The organism is Streptomyces sp. Rer75 (genome assembly GCF_013414305.1).
In the GTDB taxonomy this organism is placed as follows: domain Bacteria; phylum Actinomycetota; class Actinomycetes; order Streptomycetales; family Streptomycetaceae; genus Streptomyces; species Streptomyces himastatinicus.
The window spans coordinates 8,249,525-8,272,812 of the sequence record NZ_CP058693.1; the positions used below are offsets into that span (position 1 = coordinate 8,249,525).

Here is a 23,288-nt window from a genome sequence, read left to right on the forward strand (position 1 = left end):
TCCATCGGAGGCGAAGCACACCCTGATGGCGGGAACGGCCGGCCACGACAGCGGCCACCGGATGCGGCCCGGGGAGACGGGTCGCACGATGAAGCCATGCCGGCCCGCCACTCCGCAGAGCGCTTCGACGCCTTCCGTGCCCTGGCCGCCCGGAGAGGGCGGCCGGGCGACCGGTTGCTGGAATCCCTGGCGCGTACCCGCGTCCGGACGGCGGACGGCCCCGAGGACTGGGCGCCCGAGGAGGGCGCTCGGTTCGGCCTGCCGGCCGCAGCCGCGCTCGGCCCGGCCTCGTACTATGCGGACCTCGCCGCCCCGCACGGCCGTCGCCACGTGCGGGTGTGCGCCGCGACGGCGTGCTTCGCGGCATCGGCCGGGTGTCATGCCGGTGAGGTGGAGGCCGGGCTGGGCGTCACCACGGGGAGCGTCACACCGGACGGGGAGACATCGCTGCAGGCCGTTCGCTGCCTCGGCTACTGCTACGCGGGGCCCGCCGCCGTCGACGGTGACACGCCACGTGTCGGCCCCGATCTGGCTGACCAGCTCACCGGCCGGGTGCCACCACGAGCGGCGCCCGAGATCCCCGCTGCCGACGCGACCGGTGACCCTGTTCTGCTGGGTGGCGTGGTGGCGGAGGAGCGTCCGTGGCAGGTGTGGCCGCATGCGGTGGCCGCGCGTCGGCCCGAGGACGTCCATCGGGAGGTGGCGGAATCCGGGCTGCGAGGGCGTGGTGGCGCGGGATTTCGCGTGGCCGCCAAATGGGCCGCCGCGGGCGGTGCTCGGGACACCGTGGTGGTGGCCAACGGGGACGAGGGCGACCCCGGTTCCTACGCCGACCGGCTGTTGATGGAGGCCGACCCGGACCGGGTACTGGAGGGACTGGCTCTGGCATGTTTCGCCTGCGGGGCCGCCCGTGGCGTGGTGCTGGTGCGCTCGGAGTACCCGCGGGCGCTGGCCCGGATGAGGGAGGCGGTCACCAGCGCTTATGCCGCCGGTCATCTCGGTCCGCTGGTGCACGGGACCGGCACCACGGTGGACATCGAGGTGGTCCGGGGCGCGGGGTCGTATGTGGCCGGTGAGGAGACCGCCCTGATCGCCGGGCTGGAAGGTGACCGGGGCTGCGCCCGGCCCCGGCCGCCGTATCCCACGCAGCGCGGGTTGTGGGACGCGCCGACCGTGGTGAACAACGTCGAGACGCTGGCGGCCGTCCCCTGGATCGTCTCCCGGGGCGGCGCGGCGTACGCCCGGCGCGGGACACCCGAGGAGTCCGGCACCAAGCTGGTGTGCCTGTCCGAGCGGTTCGCCCGGCCGGGCGTCTACGAGGTCGAGCTGGGCACCCCGGTGCGGCGGATCGTCACCGAGCTGGGCGGTGGGCTGAAGGACGGTGCCGAGCTCGCCGCCCTCCAGGTGGGCGGCCCCCTGGGCGGCTTCCTCGCGCCCGACGCGCTGGACGTGCCCTTGAGCGAGGCGGGTCTGGCGGCCCGGGGCGCGGCCCTCGGCCACGCCGGTCTCGTCGCCTTCGACCGGCGTGTGGCGCCGCAGGATGTCTTGCGGCACGTCTGGGAGTTCGCCGCCGCCGAGAGCTGCGGGGCTTGCTCGCCGTGCCGGGTCGGCTCCCGCCGCGGCCTGGAGCTGGCGGCCGAGGGTTTACCACCCGGTGCGGAGTACGGCAGGCTGTCGCGCGTCCTGGCCGAGGCGAGCCTGTGCGCCTTCGGGCGGCGGATCCCGCCCGCCGTCCGCAGTCTCACGCGGGCGTACGGACAACCCCTGGCGGGGTGGGACCAATGACCGGGATCCGGCTCGACGGCACCGCCGTCGACGTATCCGAGGGCGTCTCGCTGCTCGCCGCCGTGCGCGGGGCCGGGGTCGAGCTGCCCGCGCTCTGCCACGACGACCGCTTCGCCCCGGCCGGTTCCTGCCGGACCTGCCTGGTACGGGCCGACGGGCGGATCGTGGCGTCCTGCGTCACTCCGGCGGCCCCCGGCGCCACGGTCGAAGTCACCGCCGACGATCTGCGGGCGCTGCGCCGTGAGGCGGTCGAAGTCATCGTCTCCGCCCTGCCGCCCCGGGCCCTGGCCCCCGGCAACCGCACCGAACTCGCCCGGGTGTGCCGCTCTCTGGGCATCGGACCCGAAACGGCCACCGGCCCCGGAGACCGCGGTGGCGACGACTCCCATCCGTACGTCCACCTCGACCGGGACCTGTGCATCGCGTGCGGCCGGTGCGTGCGCATGTGCGCGGACGTGCAGGGCACCTTCGCCCTGACCCTGGTCGGCCGGGGTGCCGACACCGTCGTCGCTCCCGGCACCGGCGGGCCGTGGGCCCAGTCCGACTGCGTCGCCTGCGGCGGCTGCGTCGACAGCTGCCCCACCGGCGCCATCTTCGAGCCGGGACCCGTGCCCGGACTGACCAGCGCAAGCCCGGACGACCCCGCGACCTCGACCAGGACCCGTACGACCTGTGGCTACTGCGGCGTGGGCTGCACCTTGGACGTGGTCACGGAAGACGGCGCGATCGCGGCCGTCCTGCCGGCCCGCGACGGACCGGTCAACCGGGGACACGCATGCGTCAAGGGCCGCTTCGCGCGCGGCTACCGCACCTCGCCCGAACGACTCACCCGGCCCCTGCTGCGCCGCGGCGGCCGTCTTGAGCCGGTCGGATGGGACGAAGCGCTGCACCACATCGCCCACGGGCTGCGCGCTGCCGTCCAGGAAGGCGGCCCCGACGCCGTGGCGGCCATCTCCTCCGCCCGCGCCACCAACGAGGAGAACTACCTCCTCCAGAAGTTCATGCGGGTCGTGATCGGCACCAACAGCGTCGACAACTGCTCACGGCTGTGCCACTCCCCGTCCGCCGCCGGGCTCATGGCCACTTTTGGGCTCCCGGGTGGCACGGACACCTTCGACGACGTCGAGCGCTCCGACTGTCTGCTGGTGGTGGGCGCCAACCCGGCCGAGGCGCATCCGGTGGTCGGCGCACGACTGTTGCAGCGCGTGCTCCAAGGGGCGCGTCTCGTCGTCGCCGACCCACGGGCCGTGGGGCTGGCGACGCATGCCGATGTGCATCTGCGGCCCCGGCCCGGCACCAACGTCGCGCTCTTCCACGGCCTCGCCCATGTGCTGCTCGCCGAGGATCTCGTCGACCACGCCTTCCTGCGGGACCGGGCCGCCGGTCTGCCGGAGCTGGCCGAGCTGCTGGCCGACTACCCGCCGGACCGGGTGGCCGCCCTCACCGGCGTGCCCGCCGCGGACCTGGTGGCGGCCGCCCGGCTCTACGGGCGGGCCGAGCGGCCCGCCATCGTCTACGGCCTCGGCGTCACCGAACACCTCCACGGCACCGACGGCGTACGGGCGCTGGCCAACCTCGCCGTCCTGCGCGGCGCCGTGGGCACCGGCCGCGGTTTCGGGGTCAACCCGCTGCGTGGCCAGAACAACGTGCAAGGTGCCTCCGACATGGGCGCCCTGCCCGATGTCCTGCCCGGCTACGGGAAGGTGACCGACCGGGCTGTCCGCGCGCGGGCCGAGGAGGTGTGGGGTGTCCCCGTGCCCGACCGGCCCGGACTGCGGATTCCCGAGATGTTCGCGGCGGCACGGGCCGGGCGGCTGCGGGCGCTGTGGGTCGTCGGGGAGGACGTCTGCGCCACCGACCCCGACGCCAACCGGGTGGCCCAGGCCCTGGCTGCCTGTCCGCTGGTCGTGTGCAACGAGCTGTTCCTGTCCGAGACCGCCCGCCACGCGGACGTCGTCCTGCCGGCCGCCTCCTGGCTGGAGAAGGACGGCACCTTCGTCAACTTCGACCGCAGGTTCCAGCGGGTCCGCCCGGCCGTGGCCCCACCGGGCGAGGCCCGTTCCGACTTCGAGATCGTCCACGCCGTAGCCTCCGCCATGGACGCCGACCTGGGGTGTCCGGACCCGGCGGCCGCCCTGGCCGAATGCGCCCGGCTCACCCCACTCTTCGCCGGGCTCTCCCATCAGCGGCTGGACCGGGAGGGCGCCGTGCCCTGGCCCTGCCCCGACCCCGTACGGCCGGGCGAGGCCACGCTCTACCAGGAGCGATTCGCCACCTCCGACGGGCGGGCGCACCTGGCGGCCACCCCGTATCTGCCGCCGGGGGAGCAGCCCGACGACCAGTACCCGCTGATCCTGGTCACCGGGCGGCGCTGGGCGCACTACAACTCCGGCTCCATGACCCGGCGCGGCGGTAACCTCGCCCTCGACCCCGCCGACCACCTCGACGTCCACCCCGACGACGCCGCCCGGTACGGCCTGTTCGACGGCGAGCCCGCCACGGTGACCAGCAGACACGGACACGCCCGCCTGCTCACCCGCATCGGCGTCGAAACCGCCCCCGGCCAGGTCTTCTGCGCCTTCCACTTCCCCGCCAGCGGCGTGAACCGCCTCACCTCCGACCACGCCGACACGGTCACCTCCTGCCCCGAGTACAAGGTCACGGCGGTACGGCTGACCGCGGGGGACGGCCCCGCGTGACGGCTGGGCTGTCGCGGCAGGAGGCGGAGCGGCGGCTGGAGGAGTACGGCGCCAACGCCGTCGCCCAGGAAAGACCCACGCCCGTATGGCGCCGCGTGGCGCAGCAACTGCGCGACCCGCTGATCGTGGTGCTTCTCGTGGCCGCCGCCCTGACCCTCGCCACCAACGACCTCCCGGATACCGCGGTCATCCTGCTTGTCATCACGGTGAACACCGTGGTCGGTGTCGCCCAGGAGGTACGGGCGGAGCGGGCCGTGGCCGCACTGACCGCCCTGAGCGCCCCCACTGCCCGGGTGGTACGCGACGGCGCGGAGAGTTCCGTGCCGGCCGCCGACGTGGTGCCGGGAGACCTGGTCCTGCTCGGCGAGGGGGACATCGTGCCTGCGGACGGTGAGGTCCTCGACGCGGCGCTGCTCCTGGTCGACGAGTCGGCGCTGACGGGCGAGTCCGTCCCGGTGGAGAAGGCCGTTGCCGCGGACCGGTCGTTCGGCATGGTGTCGGCCGGCACGGTGGTCGTCCGCGGGCGGGGACGGGTGCAGGTCACCGGAACCGGGCCGGACAGCGCGCTCGGCCGGATCGCCGCGCTGATGGGAACCGCGCCCGGCCTGACCCCGCTGCAGCGACGGCTGGCCCGGTTCGGCCGGGTGCTGGCGGCCGTCACCGTCGCGCTGTGCGCGGTGGTACTCGCCTTGGGGCTGGTCCGCGGACAGCCGGTCGAGCTGATGATCGTGGCCGCGATCAGCCTCGCCGTCGCGGCCGTGCCCGAGTCCCTGCCCGCCGTGGTCACCCTCGCCCTGGCCCTGGGGGCACGGCGGATGGCCGACCGGCACGCCATCGTCCGCCGGCTTCCCGCGGTGGAGACGTTGGGCTCGGTCACGGTGCTCGCCACCGACAAGACCGGCACCCTGACCGAGGGCCGGATGGCCGCCGAAAAGCTGTGGACGCCCTGGGGCGCGGCCACTGTCAGCGGTATCGGCTACGGCCCCGAGGGCCGTGTGGCGCGCGACGGCCACACCGTCACCGCGAGCGATGCCCCCGACCTGGCCGCGCTGCTGAGCGCCGCGATGCTGTGCAACGACGCCGCGCTGGAACCTCCGCCGGACGGTGAGACATGGTGGCGCCCGATGGGCGACCCCACCGAGGCCGCCCTGCTCACGGCCGGGGCCAGGCTGGGACTGGACCGGTCGGCCCTGGAACGTCAGTTGCCACGAATTGACGAGATTCCCTTCGACAGCGCACGCAAGCGCATGACGACCGTGCACCGCGGGGACGGCGGCGGGTTGCGGGTCGTCTGCAAGGGCGCGCCCGAGGCCATGCTCCGACCCCCGGTCCTCGTCGACCCACCGGACACGCTCTCCCGGGCCGCCGTCCAGGCTGAGGAACTGGCCCGCGGCGGCTACCGGGTCCTCGCCATCGCCTCGGCCGACCGCGACGGGGTCCCGCCCGCGAGCCACGACACCTGGGAGTCGGGCCTGTCGCTGCTCGGCCTCGTCGGCATCCTCGACCCGCCCCGCGACACCTCCCGAACCACCATCGCCGCCTGCGAAGACGCCGGCATCGCCCCCGTCCTCATCACCGGCGATCACCCCCTCACCGCACGGGCGGTGGCGACGCGTTCGGGCATCGTGGCCCGGGCGGACGAGGTCACCACCGGCGACCGGATCCGCACGGGCACCGCAGGCGAGCTGACCGCCTTGCACGTCTACGCCCGGACCACGCCGGACCAGAAGCTGGACATCGTCCAGGCGTGGCGTGCGGCGGGCCATGTGGTGGCCATGACCGGCGACGGAGTCAACGACGGCCCCGCCCTGCGCCGGGCGGACATCGGCGTGGCCATGGGACGGCGTGGCACCGAAGTGGCCCGCCAGGCGGCCGACCTCGTGCTCGCCGACGACAACCTGGCCACCGTCGTCGCCGCCGTCGAGGAAGGCCGCCGTGTCTACGCCAACGTGCGCCGCTTCCTGCTCTACGCCCTCGCCGGAGGCACTGCGGAGATCCTGGTCATGCTCCTCGGCCCGTTTCTGGGAATGCCCCTGCCCCTGCTCCCCGCCCAGATCCTGTGGATCAACCTGCTCACCCACGGCCTCCCCGGTGTGGCGCTCGGAGCCGAACCCGTGGAACCGGGGGTCATGCGCCACCCACCGCGCCCGCCCGAGGAGAGCGTCCTGGGCGCCGGGCTGTGGCCCCGCATCCTGGCCATGGGAGCCTTCGTCGCCTGCGTCACTCTGGTCGCCGGGGTGTGGGCGCGGGATACCGGCCGTCCCTGGCAGTCCATGATGTTCCTGGTCCTCGGCGCCACCCAGCTCGGCATCGCACTGGGTTCCCGTGCCCGCCCGGGCAGTCTCACCAACCCTTTCCTGCTGGTCGCCGTGGGTACGGCCCTGGCCCTCCAGGCGGCAGGCGTCTATCTGCCACCCCTGCGCGCCCTGTTGGGCACCGAACCGCTGCCACCCGTCGACCTCGCGATCGCCTTCGCGCTCTCCGGCCTCGGGCACGTCATCATGCGCGTACAGAGGCGGCTCTTCCCGGAGCGCCCGCCTCACGCCCGCTCGGCGTCTACCCCGGCCCATGGCTGACGGAGGCCCCGGGAAAACCAGGGGTGTGCCAGGTCTCGCCCGTCGTGGTGATGCCCAGTGCCTCGAACCCGTCCAGCGCCTCGGTCCAGGCGCGGGCCCCGGTGCCCATGGCGAAGGCAGCCGTGGCGTAGGCGTCGGTACAGGTGAGGCTGTGGCCGGTCAGACTGAGGGAGGCCAGGGCGGTGGCGGGCTCGCCGGTGTGCGGGTCCAGCACGTGGGTGCCGCGTTCGGCCGTTCCCGAGGTGGCGACGGCCAGATCGCGGCCGGTGACCACGGCGGCCAGCTCCCCGGGCCGGGTGGGGTGGGCGATGCCGATCCGCCAGGCCGTGCCGGGGGCGGCCTCGCCGCGCGCCTGGATGTCGCCGCCGCCGTTGACGCACGTGTTGTGCGCGCCCGCTTCGTACAGCATCCGCGAAGCCCGTTCGACCGCCCAGCCCTTGACCATTCCGGACGGGTCGAGTTGGCCGTCAGGGGTGTGGCTGAACCAGTTGTCGGTGGCGCCCGCCGCCTCCTCGCACAGCGCGAACACCTCGGCCACGTCGGGCCGGTACCGCTCCGGCACCAGCTCGCCGCGGCCGAGGCGGCTGATCGCGCTGTCGGGCCGGTAGGTCGAGAACACCTCGTCCACATGGTGCAGCCAGGCGACGGCCTCCTTCAGGGCCTGGTGGACGGATGGGGTGACCGGGTCGCGGAGGTCGAAGGAGAACACGGTGCCCGTGGCGTGCTCGACGTGGCGCAGTCCGCGCGCGGGGGCGGACGCCTCAGACACCGGCTTTGTCCAGTGCGCTCTGCAGGGACCCGGTGTACCCCTCGCTGGTGTAGGTGGCGCCGGATACCGCGTCGATGTGCTGGGACCGCGGCCGACAGCGTGACGGACACCTGGACCGGTCCGTACGAGGTGTTGATCACGCTGCCGGTGAAGCGGCCGGGGTGGGATTCTGGTGCGGTTTGAGGGACAGCAGAAGGACCACTCCGGCCGCGGTCGCGCGGTGGTCACGACGGCCTTGCGCATAGCCTGGCTTCTGGTCATCGCGTTGCTGGGCCGTGAGGCCGTCGTACGGCGCACCGGGGGAGGCACCGGTCAGGTGCTGCTCGAAGGGGCCTGGTGGACCGTCCGTGGCCGCGATGCCGCGGTCACCGAAGGACAGCACGTCCGCGTGGTGGACCACGACGGCCTGGAACTCATCGTCGAACCCGCCGGGCCCCCACAGGGCTCGGGTACCGGACAGGAGGACGGACCATGAGCGCAAGCCTGCTCGGCATCATCCTCGGCGCATTCGTGCTGCTCCTGCTGCTGATGGCCGCCGTGGAGATCGTGCCCGAATATGAGCGCGGGGTGATCTTCCGCCTCGGGCGGATCATCGGAGCCAAGGGGCCGGGGCTGTTCTTCATCATTCCCGTGGTGGACCGCATGTTCCGCGTCTCCCTGCGTACCGTCACGATGGACATTCCGCCTCAGGACGTCATCACCAAGGACAACGTCACCGTACGGGTCAACGCGGTCACCTACTTCAACGTCGTCGACCCCAACCGCTCCGTGGTCGCCATCGAGGACCACATCAAGGGAACCTCGCAGATCGCCCAGACGACGCTGCGCAGCATCCTCGTCCAGGTCGACCTGGACGAGTTGCTGATCAATCGGGACGAGATCAACCAGCGGCTCCAGCGGATCATCGACGACGTGACCAACCCGTGGGGCGTCAAGGTCACCCTCGTCGAGGTCAAGGACGTCGAGCTGCCCGAGGCCATGCGGCGCGCCATGGCCCGCCAGGCCGAGGCCGAGCGCGACCGGCGGGCCGAGGTCATTCACGCCAAGGGCGAGTTCGAGGCCGCCGAGACCCTGGCAGACGCCGCGGAACGGCTCGAAGGCCATCCCGCGGCCATGCACCTGCGGATCCTGTCGACCATGGCCGAGATCTCCAGTGTGCGGAACTCCACCCTCATCTGCACGCCTGGACCACGTGGAACGCACCCCTGCCCGCACCGCAGGATGCAGCGGAGCCGTACGCGAACCCGCCGGGAGCGCTTGCTGAGGAGGAGGAGCGGTTGTTGTCCGAGGCGCTCGCGGGCCGCCGGGAGCGGTACCCGGGCGTGGCAGTGGAGCACCAAGTGGTGCACGGCCGGACGCGTGAGGCGTTGATCACGGCGAGCCGTTCCGCGCAGCTATTGGTGGTCGGTGCCCGGGGGCGCGGCGGCTTCGCCGGGCTGCTGTTGGGGTCGGTCAGTCAGGCTGTCCTGCATCACGCGCACTGCCCGGTCGCTGTCGTGCGGGGGTCCGGTGGGCTTCGCTGACTCCGGTGCGATGCCCGATCGCCGGAGTGGTCTTGTGCGCCATGCGCATCCCGGACTGGCCAAACACGAGGTGGCGCGATGTGCCGACCCCCGGTTTCCGCCCGGCGGATCCACCAATGTGTCAGCGAAGAACCGCCGGCTGACGGTGCTCTCCGTCCTGCCCCTCGCCATGGCGGGTACGGTCGCAGTGGTCGACATCGCCGTCGGCCCTTCGGTGGGGCTCCTGCCGTTGGTGTCGGTGGGACCGGCCTTCGCCCCTCGTCGGCGGTTGGCGACGCACCGTGCGCGTCAGTGTGATCGCGCTGCCGCTCTGTGTCGGTCTGGGCCTGTACAACGACCTGTTCGAGGCCCGTCGCGGCTACACGAACCTGGCCTCGGTCGTTGGCGTCATGGCGGCGGGACTCGTGGCCGTGTTCATGCGCCAGGAGAGAGGAGCGGAGCTCGACAGTGTCCGGTCGATCGCCGAGGCGGCCCAGCGGGTGCTGCTCACCCCGGTGCCGCGCCTGGCCGGAGAACGCGCGCAGCAGTCTCCTGCGTGTCCGCCGTCGCCGAGAGGTTCGTCACCGCCATTCTCGCCGAGATGAAGGCGGGCAGGTTACGTTCCTCGACTACGGTCATCCCGCGCCGCTGCTGGCCCGCGCCGACGGTTTTGCAACCCTTGGCCCAAACCGCCCGCCTACGCGCTCCCTCTCGCCCCGGGCGTGCACGGCCCGTCGGAACCGGAGCCGTACCACACGGACTTCCGGCCAGGAGACCAACTGCTGCTCTCCACCGACGGGGTCACCGAGGCACGCGACGGGTCCTTGCAGGACGACGCCGTCATGCTGCTGCTCCGCTACCGCTGACACTGGCTGTCCTGTCGCGCGACGTGATTGGACCGGCCCGGCTTCGAGCAGCCACCACTCTGCCGTGAGTACGGACGGGGTTGCCTGGAGGTAGTTTGGTGTGCGGCGCCGTAAGGGCTCTCGTTGCCGTTGCCTGCTGAAATCACTGGAACCATGCATGGGTGGAGAGTTCCGGTCGCACCCCGCGCTGGGCGCGGGCCAGGACGACGGCGCTGGAGAGGAGCCCGACGTGACTGAGTGCCTGGGGGAAGTTGCCGAGGCAGGAGTGGTCGCTGGGGTCGATCTGTTCGGAGTACAGGCCGAGTGGGCTGGCGTAGGAGCATAGCTTCTCGAACAGTTGGGAGGCTTCGTCGACGCGGCCTTGGCCCGCGAGGTTGTCCACGAGCCAGAAACTGCACAGCAGGAATGCGCCTTCCGGCTGGTCGAGTCCGTCGGGTGAGTCCTGGGGCAGATAGCGGAACAGCAGGCCGTCACCCGCGCCGAGACGTTCGGTGATCGCCCGTGTGGTGGCGATCATGCGCGGGTGATCGGCGGGCAGGACGCGTCTGAGGGGCAGGGCGAGAAGTGAGCCATCCAGTCCTCCTTGTGCCGCTCGAAAAGTCATCGCCGCAGGTGAGCGGGATGCGGTCAGTCCGCTGGGATCATGCCCTCCGTGATCGTGTCCTTGTTGTGCAAGGTGACCCTGAAGCTGCTCACTGTTCCATCGGTGCTTCTGCGTCGCGGGACGGCGAAGGAGGCGGAACTGCTGGTGCTGCGGCACGAGAACGCGGTCCTGCGTCGCCAGTTGCCCGGATCGGTCCGCTATGAGCCTGCCGACCGGTTCTGGTTCGCCGCCCTGTCCGGGCTGATACCCCGGCGCCACTGGCTCAAGATCTTCCCAATCCCCCCGGCACCCTGCTTCCTTGGCACCGCAAGGTCATCGCCGTGAACCGAGATTACACCGCGTGCCGGAGTGGCTGCACATCACTGGGGTCACCGCCCACCCGATCCCGGGACTGGGCAGTACAGCAGGCGCGTAATGCACCGCCGACCTGAGCATACGCATCGAGACCCTGCGCTTCTTGCCGTCGCGAGCCACCGGCTCCCGTCGAACGTCTTCCCCTCGTCGCAGCGGCCCGAAGAGCACACCCCGTTCGCGGACACCACCGATGTCACCTCCGCTAAGCGTACGCAGAGCCCGCCCAGGCCACGCCCCACCAGGGGCTTTACGCAAGCGGGGGTCCACGACGGGGCGGGCCTTGCGGATAATTACGAAGTCGCAGGTCAGAGGCTTGTCTCAGTGAGACCCCGGAACGCCTTTCCTACGATTCAGAAACGGATGCGGAATCTTTGCAGGTCAGCCGGGTAGCACCGTGTGACTGACGGCGCAGCGTCTCCCGGCCTCCGCTGAGGCTTTTCTTCGTCGAGCGGGGCTGGTTCGCTGCTGAGGACTGTGCTGTCAGAAGCGCTGTCAGGATCCGGCCATCTGCACCTGATAGGAGAGCAGGCCGGTCGATGGCCAGCTTTGAGCCAGGACGGAAATCTCTATGCGTGAGGGCGGTGCGGCCACGTTCCACGCGGCCGCACCGCCCAGAGTCCGTTTACCCGCACGGCGTTCAGGCGACCGGGACCGCCTGTGGTTGCACGGACGTGGCGCCTTCGTTGCTGAGGGCAGCCAGGTAGCGCTCGGCGTCCAGGGCGGCTGCGCAGCCGGTGCCGGCTGCGGTGATGGCTTGGCGGTAGGTGTGGTCGACGACGTCGCCTGCGGCGAAGACGCCGGGGCGGTTGGTGCGGGTGGTGGGTGCGTCGACCTTGATGTAGCCCTCGTCGTCCAGGTCCAGTACGCCCTTGAACAGTTCGGTGCGTGGGTCGTGTCCGATGGCGACGAATAGTCCGGTCGCCGGGAGTTCGGAGGTGGCGCTGGTCTGGGTGTTGCGCAGGGTGAGGCCGGAGAGCTTGCCGTTGTCGCTGTGGATGGCGGCGGCTTCGCTGTCCCATAGGAGTGAGATCTTCGGGTCGGCGAAGACCCGCTCCTGCATGGCCTTGGAGGCGCGCAAGGTGTCGCGACGGTGCACGATGGTGACGGTCTTGGCGAAGCGGGAGAGGAAGGTGGCTTCTTCCATGGCGGTGTCTCCGCCGCCGATGACGGCGATGTCGTGGTCGCGGAAGAAGAAGCCGTCGCAGGTGGCGCAGTAGGACACGCCCCGCCCCGAGAGCTCGTCTTCGCCCGGCAGGCCGAGCTTGCGGTGCTGGGAGCCGGTCGCGACGATCACGGCTTTCGCTCGGTGTTCGGTTCCGGCGGAGTCGGTGACGGTCTTGATGTCGCCGGTGAAGTAGACGGCGGCTACGTCGTCGGCGACCAGCTCGGCACCGAAGCGCTCCGCCTGGGCCCGCATGCTGTCCATCAGGTCCGGGCCCATGACGCCGTCGCGGAAGCCGGGGAAGTTTTCCACCTCGGTCGTCTGCATCAGGGCGCCGCCTGCGGTGACCGAGCCTTCGAAGACCAGGGGCTTGAGGCTGGCGCGGGCGGTGTAGAGGGCGGCGGTGTATCCGGCGGGGCCGGAGCCTATGACGATGACCTCGCGTACAGGGGTGTCGGTCACGGCGGTTACTTCTCCTGCTGGGCGTCGATCTCGGCGACCAGCGCCTCGATACGGGCCTTGATCTCGTCGCGGATGGGGCGGACGGACTCCACGCCCTTGCCTGCCGGGTCTTCCAGGGCCCAGTCGAGGTACTTCTTGCCGGGGAAGATCGGGCAGGCGTCGCCGCAGCCCATGGTGATGACGTAGTCGGACGCCTGGACGGCCTCGGTGGTGAGCACCTTCGGCGTCTGCTCGGAGATGTCGATGCCGACTTCCGTCATCGCCTCGACCGCGGCCGGGTTGACCTGGTCGGCCGGGACCGAGCCGGCGGAGCGGACCTCGACGCGGTCGCCCGCGAGGTGGGAGAGGAATCCGGCGGCCATCTGCGAACGTCCGGCGTTGTGGACGCAGACGAACAACACGGACGCGGCAGGGGTGGAGGACATCAGTTCATCCTTCTTCGCGGATCGGTTCAACAGGTGATGCGGACAGGAAAGCTCAGTGGCCCGGGAGGGAGGCGAGCAGCTCGGTGATGTGAGCGTCGATCTCGTCCCGGATGGTCCGGACGACCGTGATCGGAGCACCCTCAGGGTCAGCGACAGGCCAGTCCAGGTAAAGGCGGCCGGGCACCACCGGGCAAGCGTCGCCGCACCCCATGGTGACCACGATGTCGGCGGCCTGAACCACCTCATCGGTCAGCGGCTTGGGATAGGCGTCCTGGAGCGCGACACCCGCCTCGATCAGCACCTGGGCGACTTCCGGCTCGACCACGGCAGCCGGATCAGTGCCCGCCGAGGACACGGCGACGCGCCCGCCCGCGCGGAGCCCCAGCAGGGCCGCGGCCATCTGGGAACGGCCCGCGTTGTGGCTGCACACGAACAGCACCCGGGGCACCCCCGTGCCTGGCGCGGCATGGGCGCGCGCGAGTGCGTCCAGCCGCTCGGCGGCCAGGCGCTCGGCGAGCACCACCAGATGGGTGCGGACGTGCGCGGTCTCGGCCAGGCGCAGGTAGGAGTCGGTGAGCAGGTGCTGCACGGTCTCCGGTGAGAAGTGCCCGGCGTGCCGGGCGGCCAGGCGGGCCGCGCTCGTCGCGAGGCGCTGGTCGGGCAGGGCGGGGGATGGGGATGTGCTCATGTGAACCCTCCACGGGCTTTCGGAGCTGCGGGTGGACGCCGACCGTCCCGGGTGGCGGCCAGGGGCCGGGCTGGCATCAGCTTCGAATGATGTGACATTATCAGCCCATGCTGACGTCAGTCGACACTGATCTGATCCGGGTGCTGGCCGACCCGATCAGGATGAAGATCGTGAATCTGCTCGCCCACGAGACCTTGTGCACCACGCACCTGGTCGAGGAGACCGGCGCGCGCCAGACCAACCTGTCCAACCATCTGCGGGTGCTGCGCGAGGCCGGGGTGGTGGAGACCGAGCCGTGCGGACGGTTCACCTACTACCGCCTGCGAGCCGACGTCATCGCCACCCTGGCCGGGCAGTTCACCGATCTCGCCGAGACCGCCCGGACCACCGCCGCCGCCGACATCAAGAGGGCTTGCCCGTGAGCACCACCGAAGAGACCACCAGCCGATCCGCGGAGGGCGCCGCCGCCGGTGTCGTCGGCAAACTCTCCACCCTCGACCGCTTCCTGGCCGTATGGATCCTGGTCGCCATGGGCCTCGGCCTGGGCCTTGGCCGGGCGATTCCCGGCCTGAACGACGCACTGTCCAAGGTCGAGATCGGTGGTATCTCCCTGCCGATCGCCGTCGGCCTGCTGATCATGATGTATCCGGTGCTGGCCAAGGTCCGCTACGACAAGCTCGACGCCGTCACCGGCGACAAGAGGCTGATGATCTCCTCGCTGGTCATCAACTGGATCCTCGGTCCGGCCGTGATGTTCGCCCTCGCGTGGATCTTCCTGCCGGACCTGCCCGAATACCGCACCGGGTTGATCATCGTGGGGCTCGCCCGCTGCATCGCCATGGTCATCATCTGGAACGACCTGGCCTGCGGCGACCGCGAAGCAGCCGCCGTGCTCGTGGCCCTGAACTCGGTCTTCCAGGTCCTCGCCTTCGGCCTGCTGGGCTGGTTCTACCTCGAGATCCTCCCCGGCTGGCTGAACCTGGGTGATGGCCAGCACCTGGACATCTCCGCCTGGAAGATCGCTCTCAACGTCGTCATCTTCCTCGGCATCCCGCTCCTCGCAGGGTTCCTCACCCGCCGCATCGGCGAGAACAAGCTCGGCCGCGAGCGGTACGAGAACGGCTTCCTGCCGAAGATCGGCCCGTGGGCCCTGTACGGGCTGCTGTTCACGATCGTCATCCTCTTCGCCCTGCAAGGGAAGACGATCACCTCCCAGCCCGGCGACGTCGCCCGGATCGCGCTGCCGCTGCTGGTGTACTTCGCGCTGATGTGGTTTGGCACCTTCGCCATGGGCAAGGCCATCGGCCTGGCCTACGACCGCACCGCCACCCTCGCCTTCACCGCCGCGGGCAACAACTTCGAGCTCGCCATCGCCGTCGCCATCGCCACCTTCGGCGTCACCTCCGGCCAGGCCCTGTCCGGCGTCGTCGGCCCGCTCATCGAGGTGCCGGTACTGGTGGCGCTGGTCTACGTCTCCCTGGCCTGGCGCAAGAAGTTCGCCACGCGATGACGCAGCATGCCGATGTGGTGGTAGTCGGCGGCGGCCAGGCAGGACTCGCCGCCGGCTACCACCTGCGCCGCCAGGGCGTGGGCTTCGTCATCCTCGATGCCCAGGCCACCCCGGGCGGCGCATGGCAGGAGACCTGGGACTCCCTGCGCCTGTTCTCCCCGGCCGCCTACTCCTCACTCCCCGGCCGCCTCATGTCGGCACAACCTGGGGAGACCTACCCGGACGCCCAGCATGCCGTGGACTACCTCACCGACTACGAAAAGCGCTACGAACTGCCCGTCCAGCGGCCCGTACGTGTTGAAGGCATCCACCGCGACGGGCGGCGCCTGCGAGTGGAGACCGACTCCGGCCGCTGGAGCGCCCAAGCGGTGATCAGCGCGACAGGCACCTGGTGGCGCCCCTTCCTGCCCTCGATCCCCGACCGGGGCGTCTTCGGCGGCCGTCAGCTGCACACCGTGCAGTACCGAAACCCTGGCGAGTTCGCGGGACAGAGGGTGGTCGTGGTGGGTGGCGGGAATTCCGGTGCCCAGATCGCTGCCGACCTGGCGCCCACCACGGATCTGACGTGGGTGACCCGGCGCCCGCCCCGCTTCTTGGCCGACGACATCGACGGCCGGGCCCTGTTCGACGCCGCCACCGCCCGCCGCCGCGCACTCGACACCGGAGACGCCGACACCGGCGGGGTCGCCTCACTGGGCGACATCGTCGCCGTCCCCCCGGTCCGTGAAGCCCGTGACGCCGGGCTCCTCACAGCCCAGCCGATGTTCACCCACCTCACCGAAGACGGTGTGGAGTGGCCCGACGGCACCCGGACGCGGGCCGATGCCATCATCTGGTGCACCGGCTTCCGCCCCGCCCTCTCCACGCTCGCACCGCTCGGCCTGCGGGGCCCACACGGCCACATCCCGACCGCCGGCACCCGTGCGGTGGGCGAGCCCCGTCTGCACCTGCTCGGCTACGGCGACTGGACCGGCCCCGCCTCGGCCACCCTGATCGGGGTGGGCCGCCCGGCACGGGAGGCGGCCCGTGAGATCGCGGGCGTGCTGCGGGCTTGACCTTCCAGTCGACTTGAAGGTTTACGTTCGAGGCATGGGCACTTTGCGGATATCCCAGCTGGCCGAACGCTGTGGCGTTCGGCCGTCCACGCTGCGGTTCTACGAGACGGCCGGGCTGCTGCCGGCCGGGCGCACCGCGTCCGGCTACCGGCTCTATGACGAGGAGGCGGTGGAGCGCCTGGCCTTCATCTCCTCCGCCAAGATGCTGGGGCTCGCCCTGGAGGACATCCGGGAACTGCTCGATGTGCGCGACGAGGGGGTGTGCGCTGCGGTGTGGGCCCGGATGCTGCCGATGGTCGCCGGCCGGATCGCGGACGCGGACCGGCGCGCGGCGGAGCTGGCGGCGTTCTCCGCCCACCTGGCCGGGGTGAACGAGCAGCTGGCCGGGTCCGGCCCCGGCGGGTTCCTGCGGTCCCCACTGCGGCTGCACCAGCCAGAGCCAGGCACCGGGCCCCGTCATGGTGGAGCTGTCGCCTGCCCGTCCGTCCGCCCCGGCTCCGGCACCTGCCCAGGGCGGGGAATCGTGGCGGGAGGCACCGGTCTGCACCCTGGGCGGCGATGAGCTGGGTGAGCGGACCGCGCAATGGCGGACCCTGGTCAGCCGGGCCGCCGGTCGCCAGGAGGTCCCGGACGGGGTCCGGTTGACCTTCCCCAATACACCTGAGCTGGCCGCCGAGCTCGCTTCGCTGGCGGCGGCCGAGCAGGACTGCTGTGCCTTCTTCGACTTCACCCTGCACCTGACCCCCGCCTCGTTGGCGCTGACCGTGCGTGCCCCCGAGGTCGCCGGGCCCCTGCTGGCCGACCTTTTCGGAGCCGCCTCGTGACCACGCGGTCCTCCTCCGCCAAGACCGTCCTCGGCGCCGGGCTGCTCCCGGTGGCCGCCTGCGCGGTGTGCTGCGCGGGACCGCTGCTCGCTGCACTGGGCAGCATCGGCGCCGCGTCCGTGATCGGTGCCATCTGGATACCCGCCCTGGCCCTCGTCGCGGTCGCTGCCGCCTCGGCAGCCGTGTGGGTGCACCGGCGCAGGCGGCGGGCGTGCGCCGGCCAGGCCGGTCCCGGCCGCGTCGAGGTGGGCATGCCCACCCGAATCCCGCCCGGCCCCGGCTCTGGCCGCTTGCCACAATGAACCCCGCCCACCAGGGCACGGCCACGCAGAACAGCACCATCAGCAATGAGGAGTCGAAGACGGTGTCGCAGGAACCGCACGGTCTGGTCGAGCGGATGGAAGACCACCAGGTCGCGATCTACCTCGGCGCCATGGCCGTGGGCGGCCTCCTCGGCTGGGCAGCACCCGCCGCAGGACCCGGCCTGGAGCAGGCCATCAACCCCGTCCTCGGCGCGCTGCTGTTCGCCACCTTCCTCCAGGTCCCGGCCGCAGATCTGCTCCGATCCCTGCGCGACGGCCGGTTCCTGTCTGCCGCGATGGTCGTGAACTTCATCGCGTCCCACTCGTCGTCGCGGCCCTGTTCGCCTTCCTGCCCACCGACCAGGCGGTTCGGATCGGCGTCCTGCTGGTGCTGCTGTGCCCCTGCGTGGACTACGTGATCGTCTTCAGCGGCCTGGCCGGCGGCGACAGCCTGCGCCTGCTGGCCGTTACCCCGCTCCTGCTCCTGGCACAGATGCTGTTCCTGCCCGGCTTCCTCTACCTGTTCATGGGCCCGGACCTCGGCGACATCGTCGAGGCGGGTCCGTTCCTGGAAGCCTTCCTCTTCCTGATCGTCATCCCGCTCGCCCTGGCCTGGGCCCTCCAGGTGTGGGCCGCACGCCGTCCGGCCGGCCAGAAGATCTCCGGCGCCGCGACCGCCACGATGGTGCCGCTGATGGCCGCCACGCTGCTCACGGTCGTTGCCTCCCAGGTCCCCAAGCTGGACGGCAGGCTCAGCGACGTGGTGGCCGTCATCCCCGTCTACGCCGTCTTCCTGATCGTGATGGCCTTCGCCGGCCGCCTGGTGGCACGCTGCTTCCGGCTCGCCGCCCCCGCGTCCCGGGCTGTCGTCTTCACCGGAGCGACCCGCAACTCCCTGGTCGTCCTCCCGCTCGCCCTCGCCCTGCCCGGCGAACTGGCCGTTGCCGCAGTGGTCGTGGTCACCCAGACCCTCGTCGAGGTCATCGGCATGGTCGTCTACGTACGCCTCATCCCCGGCATCCTCCCGGGCCCGGACCGGGCGCCGGTCACGGCCGACTGAGAATGGTGCAGATCTCACCCTCGGAACAGGTGCCGCGATCCGTCGCCGCCGCCCGCCGCGCCAGCCCTTCCGTCCCACACCCAGCCCGGCAGATCACCGGACTGCTGCGCTGGCCGCTGCTGCCGGTCAGGCTGTGCTGAGCGTCGCACCGGCCACCCAGCGGGCCAGGACACTGAAGGCGGCCAGCTGTTCCAGCGCCTCGTGCTCAGGAAGCTCAGGCAAGCCGTCCTCATGGCTGTTGGGATTGCGGATACCGGCGTAACAGCCCTCGGCGAAAGCCATGGCGCCGCGGTGCACGCTTTTGAAGGTGTCGCTGTTGTCCTCGGCCATGAGCCGTAGCCGAGGCTGGCCGGGCTTGGGCGGCTCCTTGGAGAACACGCTCTGGAAGAGAGCGGTCTCGCTCACCTCGCGCCGCCCGACTCTGTTCTGCGTCTCGGCGTTGACCTTCCTGGCCGCCGCGGTGACCGCCTCACGGAAGTGGCCGCTCTGCCACAACGACCGCGCCCCGTCCCACACCCACGGATGCATCGTGGCGGCACTGATGTGAGGTGCGTCATCGCCGAGGTGTTCCCTGATCTCCGCATCTCGCTGCAGGACGACATCGGCCCGCTGGACCGCCTCACGGTGCTGGCACCAGCGGTTGACGCGCTTGTTCCGGTCATCGGGGACTTCCGTTCGCCAGTGCGGCAGCACGCGGCCGAGGATCTGCTCCACGACCTGTGCGCTGGCGACGATCTCGTCCTGCGTCCCGCGATTCGCACGGCTGCTGCGCAAGGTGCTGGTCCCGGGAGGATCGGATGGCCGGTACAGCTCCGTCAGTTCCAGGAAGCGCGCGAACTGGTCGCGAGCCCAGTCGATGTCGATGCTCATTCGAGCATCATCCACGTCGTCACCGACACCACGCTGCCCCTTTACCGGCGCCGCCCCTCGCAGACAATGGTTGCCGGTCATGGTCAACAGCACCCCGGCGCGCTCACCCTGCCCGCATACGCCGTTCCCGTCGGCATGGGATGCGGCGATGGGGTCAGACGATAGCCGGGCTGCGCCGTTCGATGAGGAGCACGTCGCGCCAGGTGCCGTGGTGGCGGCCGATGCGCTCCCGGGTGCCGATGACCCGGAATCCGGTCCGACTGTGCACGGCAAGGCTGGCTGTGTTCTCCGGGAAGATCCCGGACTGGATGGTCCAGATCCCTGCCGCCTCGGTCGAGGCGATGAGCGCCTTGAGCAGCGCCGACGCAAGGCCCCGGCCGCGGGCTGCCGGGTGAACGTAGACGGAGTGCTCGACCACGCCGACGTATGCGCACCGGTCGGAGACCCGGCTCGCGGCGATCCAGCCGAGCACCGTCCCGTTTCCGTCCAGGGCGGCGAATCGGTGCTCGGGCATCTTCGCGGCGTCGAACGCCTCCCAGCTCGGGGCGGCGGTCTCGAAGGTGGCGTTGCCCTCGTCGATGCCCGCCTGGTAGATCGCCAGCACCTGCTCGGCGTGCTCCGCCGCCAGCGGCACGATCAGCGTGCTCGAGGCCCCGTTGGTCATCGCTTCCCCGCTGATTCCGTTTGCGTCAGGCAGCGGCAGGCAGTGCGATCAGCTTGCCCATGGCCGCGAGCACGGACGGCTCGACGCGGTAGTACACCCAGGTGCCGCGCCGCTGTGAGGTCAGCAGCCCTGCCTCTTTGAGCTTCTTCAGGTGGTGGGAGACCGTGGGCTGGGAGACGCCGACATCGGAGATGTCGCACACGCACGCCTCGCCGCCTTCGTGCGAGGCGACCGCGGAGAACAGCCGCAGCCGGATCGGGTCGCCGAGCGCCTTGAACATCGGCGCGGCCGTCTCGGCTTCCTCAGCGGTGAAGGGGCGCTCGGTCAGCGGCGGGCAGCACGGTGCCGCCGCCCGGCCGTCTTCCGTACCGAGCTGCGGCATCGCCTGCGCGTTCGACATGCGCCTATGTTGACATACATCGAAGCAAGGGCCCAGGGCCAATGGCCACGGGCTACGGCCGGGCCAGATGGGCGGCCAGGTGCCGGGCGATGCGCCCGGCGTCGCGGCCGACCCCTCGCAGGGAAGCGGAGGACAGGCTGCGCTGCCATTCCAGGCCGACGTAGGCGAGGCCCGGATGGGCGTGTGCGATCCCGTCGCGATGGCGCGGGCGCCCGGGCGCGTCCAGGGCCCCCAGGGGGCCGAGATATCCGAGGTCGGGCCGGTAGCCCGTGGCCAGCACGATCGCGTCGACCTCCTCGGCCGGGCCGTCCGGCCAGATGACCTTGGAGCCCTCGACGGCGGCGAACATCGGGCGCCGGTCCGGCGTACCGGCGGCCAGAGCCGCCCGGTAGCGGCCGTCGTCGATGACCGCCATGGTGGCCGGAGCGCGCTGGAAGCGTCCCAGCGGTGCAATGTCCAGGCCGGTGACCTGGAGCCAGAAGTGCAGATCCTTACTCCCCAGGGGGCGCTGCTTGAACCACCTGACCGGAGCACGGCTGGCGAGGCTGACCCGGGCGTGGCCGGCGAGTTCGGCCGCGACCTGCACGGCGGAGTTCCCGGCGCCCACCACCACAACCCGTTGACCGGCGAAGGGCTTCGGATCGCGGTACTGCGCGACGTGCAGGACCGTGCCCGTGAACGACTCCAGGCCTTCCAGGGCGGGCTGGTTCGGGCGGCCGAAGCCCCCGGTGGCCGCGACCACGGCGCGCGTGCCCAGCTGCGATCCGTCCGTCAGCGTCACCCGGAACCCGTCCCCGTCGCGGCGGACTTCGTGCACGCGGTGACCGGTGCGGATCTCCGCGTCCAGCCGGTCCGCGTAGCGAAGGAGGTAGTCGACCACCTCGTCCCGGTGCGGATACCGCCCCGGGTCGTCGCCGAAGGGCAGGCCGGGAAGCGAGCTGTACCGGGCTGGGGAGAACAGGGTGAGACTGTCGTAGTACCGCGGCCACGACCCGGCCGCCTGCTCGGATGCCTCCAGCACCACCGGCCTGATGCCGTGCTGCCGCAGAGCGCGCGCGGCGGCCAGCCCGGACTGCCCGCCGCCGATCACCGCGACGTCGACGTACTCCATCAACAAACCCCCTTGATTCGATAAACGTCTATGTTGACGTTCATCGAATCAAGAGTCATGCTGGTCGCGCAACCCATCGACAGACGTCGAAACACGCGAGGAGTCATCGTGAACGCGCCCGCCACCACCGAACCGCCCGTTGTCGTGATCGGAGCCGGTCCGACCGGGTTGGCCGCCGCCGCCCACCTGATCGACCGCGGCATCACCCCGCTGGTTTTGGAGGCCGGGCAGGCCGCAGGGGCTGCGGTGCGTGAATGGGCGCACGTGCGCCTGTTCTCGCCCTGGGGTGAGGTGACCGACCCGGCCGCCGAGAAGCTGCTCGCCCCCACCGGCTGGACAAGGCCCGAGGAGACCGCCTACCCCTCCGGTGGTGACTGGGCCGAGCAGTACCTGAAGCCGCTCGCCGACGTCCTCGGCGACACCGTCCGCTTCGGCGCCACTGTCACCGGCGTCTCGCGCGCCGGGCGTGGCCGCATCGTCGACGCCGACCGCGACGCCCAGCCCTTCTCCGTCCACTACACGCGTGCCGATGGCCGTGAGGAGCGCGTCTTCGCCGGTGCGGTGATCGACGCCTCCGGCACCTGGAGCGCCCCCAGCCCGGCGGGCGGCAACGGCCTGCCCGCGCTCGGCGAGAAGGCCGCGGCCGACCACATCACCTACCGCGTCCCCGACCTCAAGAACCGCGCCGTGCGGGCCCGGTACACGGGCAAGCGGACTGCGGTGATCGGCTCGGGTGCCTCCGCCTTCACCGCCCTGGCCTACCTGGCCGATCTGGCCACGTCCGACGGCGGGGCGGGGACGAAGGCGGTGTGGGTCCTGCGCCGGGGCATCTCCGGGGCCACCTTCGGGGGCGGGGCGGTCGACCAGCTGCCCGCCCGCGGGGCCCTGGGCCTGGCGGCGAAAACCGCCGTGGACGACGGGCACGCCGACGCGGTCACCGGCTTTCGCACCGAGGCGATCGAGCGCGACGGCGACGGGCGCCTGGTGCTGGTGGGCGAGGACGGGCGGCGGCTGGATGCGGTGGATGAGGTGATCGTGCTGACCGGCTTCCGCCCTCAGTTGTCCTTCCTGTCCGAGGTGCGCCTGAACCTCGATGAGCGCCTCCAGGCACCGGTCGAGCTGGCCCCGCTGATCGACCCCAACGTCCATTCCTGCGGCACCGTCTACCCGCATGGCCACCGCGAACTGGCCCACCCCGAAAGCGGCTTGTACCTGGTGGGCATGAAGTCCTACGGCCGCGCCCCCACCTTCCTGGCGATGACCGGCTACGAGCAGGTCCGCTCGGTTGCCGCGGCCCTCGCCGGTGACGTGGAAGCGGCCGACCGCGTCGAACTCACTCTGCCGGAGACCGGCGTGTGCGGCGGCGCCGGACTCTTCGATGCACCCGAAGCCGACCAGGCGTCCGACGGAGGCTGCTGCGCCACCCCCGAACCCCAGCCCGTCCAGCTCACCACAGTGGCACCGGCTGCGGCTGCCGCTGAGGACGCGCCGGGCGGGGGCTGCTGCGGATCGTGACCGGCCCGGGTACTCGCGTAGACGTCGCCGCGACCTGGGCTGGGGGCCGGTCGTGGCCCCGCGCCGCCGGGCCCGTCGGCGCCTG

The 23,288-nt window shown here is 71.4% G+C and carries 22 protein-coding genes and 4 pseudogenes; 16 read left to right on the forward strand and 10 right to left on the reverse strand.

All coding sequences use genetic code 11. From position 1 onward, the window contains the following. Window positions 1–96 precede the first annotated feature (96 nt). From HYQ63_RS35595 to HYQ63_RS35605, 3 genes are read left to right on the forward strand one after another with little or no spacing between them, the layout of a single operon-like run. The gene (locus HYQ63_RS35595; RefSeq protein ID WP_179937843.1) at window positions 97–1,785 is read left to right on the forward strand and encodes an NAD(P)H-dependent oxidoreductase subunit E; all 1,689 of its coding nucleotides are present in this window, start codon (window positions 97–99) and stop codon (window positions 1,783–1,785) included. After that, on the forward strand, window positions 1,782–4,484 hold the full coding sequence (gene fdhF / locus HYQ63_RS35600) for a formate dehydrogenase subunit alpha (RefSeq protein ID WP_179937844.1): 2,703 nt from the start codon (window positions 1,782–1,784) through the stop codon (window positions 4,482–4,484). The genes HYQ63_RS35595 and fdhF overlap by 4 nt, the downstream gene beginning before the upstream one ends. Then, window positions 4,481–7,060: a cation-translocating P-type ATPase gene (locus HYQ63_RS35605; RefSeq protein WP_179937845.1), complete on the forward strand. Its 2,580-nt coding sequence runs from the start codon at window positions 4,481–4,483 to the stop codon at window positions 7,058–7,060. The genes fdhF and HYQ63_RS35605 overlap by 4 nt, the downstream gene beginning before the upstream one ends. Here the strand turns inward: HYQ63_RS35605 and HYQ63_RS35610 are convergent. Both HYQ63_RS35610 and HYQ63_RS46155 read right to left on the reverse strand, forming a co-directional pair. Further along, a complete protein-coding gene (locus HYQ63_RS35610) occupies window positions 7,041–7,829 on the reverse strand; it encodes an FAD:protein FMN transferase (protein ID WP_179937846.1) in 789 nt (262 codons plus the stop codon). The genes HYQ63_RS35605 and HYQ63_RS35610 overlap by 20 nt on opposite strands. After that, complete coding sequence (locus tag HYQ63_RS46155) at window positions 7,822–7,905, reverse strand: FMN-binding protein (protein ID WP_373689228.1); 84 nt, start codon at window positions 7,903–7,905, stop codon at window positions 7,822–7,824. The genes HYQ63_RS35610 and HYQ63_RS46155 overlap by 8 nt, the downstream gene beginning before the upstream one ends. Window positions 7,906–8,001: 96 nt before the next feature. On the opposite strand from HYQ63_RS46155, the gene HYQ63_RS35620 reads away from it, so the two are divergent. The 4 genes and pseudogenes from HYQ63_RS35620 to HYQ63_RS45065 all read left to right on the forward strand — a co-directional run bounded on the left by HYQ63_RS35620 (window position 8,002) and on the right by HYQ63_RS45065 (window position 10,197). Then, window positions 8,002–8,304: an NfeD family protein gene (locus HYQ63_RS35620; protein ID WP_257232341.1), complete on the forward strand. Its 303-nt coding sequence runs from the start codon at window positions 8,002–8,004 to the stop codon at window positions 8,302–8,304. A gap of 53 nt (window positions 8,305–8,357) precedes the next feature. After that, a pseudogene (locus HYQ63_RS35625) lies at window positions 8,358–8,870 on the forward strand (SPFH domain-containing protein); the annotation flags it as partial. A 134-nt stretch (window positions 8,871–9,004) separates the two neighbouring features. Continuing rightward, window positions 9,005–9,352: pseudogene (locus HYQ63_RS35630) on the forward strand (universal stress protein); the annotation flags it as partial. Window positions 9,353–9,521: 169 nt separating this feature from the next. Further along, window positions 9,522–10,197 (forward strand): annotated as a pseudogene (locus tag HYQ63_RS45065) (SpoIIE family protein phosphatase). A gap of 142 nt (window positions 10,198–10,339) precedes the next feature. On the opposite strand, the gene HYQ63_RS35645 reads toward HYQ63_RS45065, so the two are convergent. Continuing rightward, window positions 10,340–10,957 carry a glycoside hydrolase family 15 protein gene (locus HYQ63_RS35645; RefSeq protein ID WP_257232342.1) on the reverse strand — a complete coding sequence of 206 codons (618 nt, stop codon included), beginning with the start codon at window positions 10,955–10,957 and terminating at the stop codon, window positions 10,340–10,342. Between HYQ63_RS35645 and HYQ63_RS35650 the strand changes: the two genes are divergently transcribed. After that, window positions 10,850–11,125: an integrase gene (locus HYQ63_RS35650; RefSeq protein ID WP_306664890.1), complete on the forward strand. Its 276-nt coding sequence runs from the start codon at window positions 10,850–10,852 to the stop codon at window positions 11,123–11,125. The two genes, HYQ63_RS35645 and HYQ63_RS35650, sit on opposite strands and share 108 nt — an antisense overlap. Window positions 11,126–11,792: 667 nt before the next feature. On the opposite strand, the gene trxB is transcribed toward HYQ63_RS35650, so the two are convergent. The 3 genes from trxB to HYQ63_RS35665 are packed head-to-tail and all read right to left on the reverse strand — an operon-like array spanning window position 11,793 to window position 13,892. Then, a complete protein-coding gene (gene trxB / locus HYQ63_RS35655) occupies window positions 11,793–12,779 on the reverse strand; it encodes a thioredoxin-disulfide reductase (RefSeq protein ID WP_179937847.1) in 987 nt (328 codons plus the stop codon). Between the two features lie 5 nt (window positions 12,780–12,784). Further along, complete coding sequence (locus HYQ63_RS35660) at window positions 12,785–13,204, reverse strand: arsenate reductase ArsC (RefSeq protein WP_179937848.1); 420 nt, start codon at window positions 13,202–13,204, stop codon at window positions 12,785–12,787. A 52-nt stretch (window positions 13,205–13,256) separates the two neighbouring features. Further along, complete coding sequence (locus HYQ63_RS35665) at window positions 13,257–13,892, reverse strand: low molecular weight phosphatase family protein (protein ID WP_179937849.1); 636 nt, start codon at window positions 13,890–13,892, stop codon at window positions 13,257–13,259. A gap of 107 nt (window positions 13,893–13,999) precedes the next feature. On the opposite strand from HYQ63_RS35665, the gene HYQ63_RS35670 reads away from it, so the two are divergent. The 7 genes and pseudogenes from HYQ63_RS35670 (at window position 14,000) to HYQ63_RS35695 (ending at window position 18,643) form a co-directional block, all read left to right on the forward strand. Continuing rightward, window positions 14,000–14,314 carry a helix-turn-helix transcriptional regulator gene (locus tag HYQ63_RS35670; RefSeq protein ID WP_179937850.1) on the forward strand — a complete coding sequence of 105 codons (315 nt, stop codon included), beginning with the start codon at window positions 14,000–14,002 and terminating at the stop codon, window positions 14,312–14,314. Next, complete coding sequence (arsB, locus tag HYQ63_RS35675) at window positions 14,311–15,402, forward strand: ACR3 family arsenite efflux transporter (RefSeq protein WP_179937851.1); 1,092 nt, start codon at window positions 14,311–14,313, stop codon at window positions 15,400–15,402. Before HYQ63_RS35670 ends, arsB begins: the two co-directional genes overlap by 4 nt. Next, window positions 15,399–16,457, forward strand: coding sequence for an ArsO family NAD(P)H-dependent flavin-containing monooxygenase (locus HYQ63_RS35680; protein WP_179937852.1), 1,059 nt, complete (start codon window positions 15,399–15,401; stop codon window positions 16,455–16,457). The genes arsB and HYQ63_RS35680 overlap by 4 nt, the downstream gene beginning before the upstream one ends. 34 nt (window positions 16,458–16,491) lie before the next feature. After that, the gene (locus HYQ63_RS35685) at window positions 16,492–17,019 is read left to right on the forward strand and encodes a MerR family transcriptional regulator (RefSeq protein WP_257232343.1); all 528 of its coding nucleotides are present in this window, start codon (window positions 16,492–16,494) and stop codon (window positions 17,017–17,019) included. Between the two features lie 79 nt (window positions 17,020–17,098). Continuing rightward, window positions 17,099–17,281: a hypothetical protein gene (locus HYQ63_RS45070; protein ID WP_257232344.1), complete on the forward strand. Its 183-nt coding sequence runs from the start codon at window positions 17,099–17,101 to the stop codon at window positions 17,279–17,281. Further along, window positions 17,278–17,583: a hypothetical protein gene (locus tag HYQ63_RS35690; protein WP_257232345.1), complete on the forward strand. Its 306-nt coding sequence runs from the start codon at window positions 17,278–17,280 to the stop codon at window positions 17,581–17,583. The genes HYQ63_RS45070 and HYQ63_RS35690 overlap by 4 nt, the downstream gene beginning before the upstream one ends. A gap of 95 nt (window positions 17,584–17,678) precedes the next feature. Then, window positions 17,679–18,643: pseudogene (locus tag HYQ63_RS35695) on the forward strand (arsenic resistance protein). A 126-nt stretch (window positions 18,644–18,769) separates the two neighbouring features. On the opposite strand, the gene HYQ63_RS35700 reads toward HYQ63_RS35695, so the two are convergent. From HYQ63_RS35700 to HYQ63_RS35715, 4 genes are all read right to left on the reverse strand, one after another. After that, a complete protein-coding gene (locus tag HYQ63_RS35700; RefSeq protein ID WP_218929598.1) occupies window positions 18,770–19,594 on the reverse strand; it encodes a TIGR02391 family protein in 825 nt (274 codons plus the stop codon). Window positions 19,595–19,667: 73 nt separating this feature from the next. Continuing rightward, a complete protein-coding gene (locus HYQ63_RS35705) occupies window positions 19,668–20,177 on the reverse strand; it encodes a GNAT family N-acetyltransferase (protein WP_179937853.1) in 510 nt (169 codons plus the stop codon). Between the two features lie 25 nt (window positions 20,178–20,202). Continuing rightward, the gene (locus tag HYQ63_RS35710; protein WP_179937854.1) at window positions 20,203–20,577 is read right to left on the reverse strand and encodes a metalloregulator ArsR/SmtB family transcription factor; all 375 of its coding nucleotides are present in this window, start codon (window positions 20,575–20,577) and stop codon (window positions 20,203–20,205) included. A gap of 52 nt (window positions 20,578–20,629) precedes the next feature. Beyond that, window positions 20,630–21,688: an NAD(P)/FAD-dependent oxidoreductase gene (locus HYQ63_RS35715; RefSeq protein ID WP_179937855.1), complete on the reverse strand. Its 1,059-nt coding sequence runs from the start codon at window positions 21,686–21,688 to the stop codon at window positions 20,630–20,632. Window positions 21,689–21,796: 108 nt separating this feature from the next. Here HYQ63_RS35715 and HYQ63_RS35720 point away from each other — a divergent pair, with 108 nt between their 5' ends. Next, window positions 21,797–23,203 carry an NAD(P)-binding domain-containing protein gene (locus HYQ63_RS35720; RefSeq protein ID WP_179937856.1) on the forward strand — a complete coding sequence of 469 codons (1,407 nt, stop codon included), beginning with the start codon at window positions 21,797–21,799 and terminating at the stop codon, window positions 23,201–23,203. Window positions 23,204–23,288 lie beyond the last annotated feature (85 nt).

Bases quoted from the DNA above. Each gene is read 5' to 3' on its own strand.
- HYQ63_RS35700 (WP_218929598.1), bottom strand. From the start codon at position 19,594: ATGACCGGCAACCATTGTCTGCGAGGGGCGGCGCCGGTAAAGGGGCAG.
- HYQ63_RS35710 (WP_179937854.1), bottom strand. From the start codon at position 20,577: ATGTCGAACGCGCAGGCGATGCCGCAGCTCGGTACGGAAGACGGCCGG.
- HYQ63_RS35680 (WP_179937852.1), top strand. From the start codon at position 15,399: ATGACGCAGCATGCCGATGTGGTGGTAGTCGGCGGCGGCCAGGCAGGA.
- HYQ63_RS35595 (WP_179937843.1), top strand. From the start codon at position 97: ATGCCGGCCCGCCACTCCGCAGAGCGCTTCGACGCCTTCCGTGCCCTG.
- HYQ63_RS35715 (WP_179937855.1), bottom strand. From the start codon at position 21,688: ATGGAGTACGTCGACGTCGCGGTGATCGGCGGCGGGCAGTCCGGGCTG.
- HYQ63_RS35705 (WP_179937853.1), bottom strand. From the start codon at position 20,177: ATGACCAACGGGGCCTCGAGCACGCTGATCGTGCCGCTGGCGGCGGAG.
- fdhF (WP_179937844.1), top strand. From the start codon at position 1,782: ATGACCGGGATCCGGCTCGACGGCACCGCCGTCGACGTATCCGAGGGC.
- HYQ63_RS35665 (WP_179937849.1), bottom strand. From the start codon at position 13,892: ATGAGCACATCCCCATCCCCCGCCCTGCCCGACCAGCGCCTCGCGACG.
- HYQ63_RS35670 (WP_179937850.1), top strand. From the start codon at position 14,000: ATGCTGACGTCAGTCGACACTGATCTGATCCGGGTGCTGGCCGACCCG.
- HYQ63_RS35660 (WP_179937848.1), bottom strand. From the start codon at position 13,204: ATGTCCTCCACCCCTGCCGCGTCCGTGTTGTTCGTCTGCGTCCACAAC.
- HYQ63_RS35685 (WP_257232343.1), top strand. From the start codon at position 16,492: ATGGGCACTTTGCGGATATCCCAGCTGGCCGAACGCTGTGGCGTTCGG.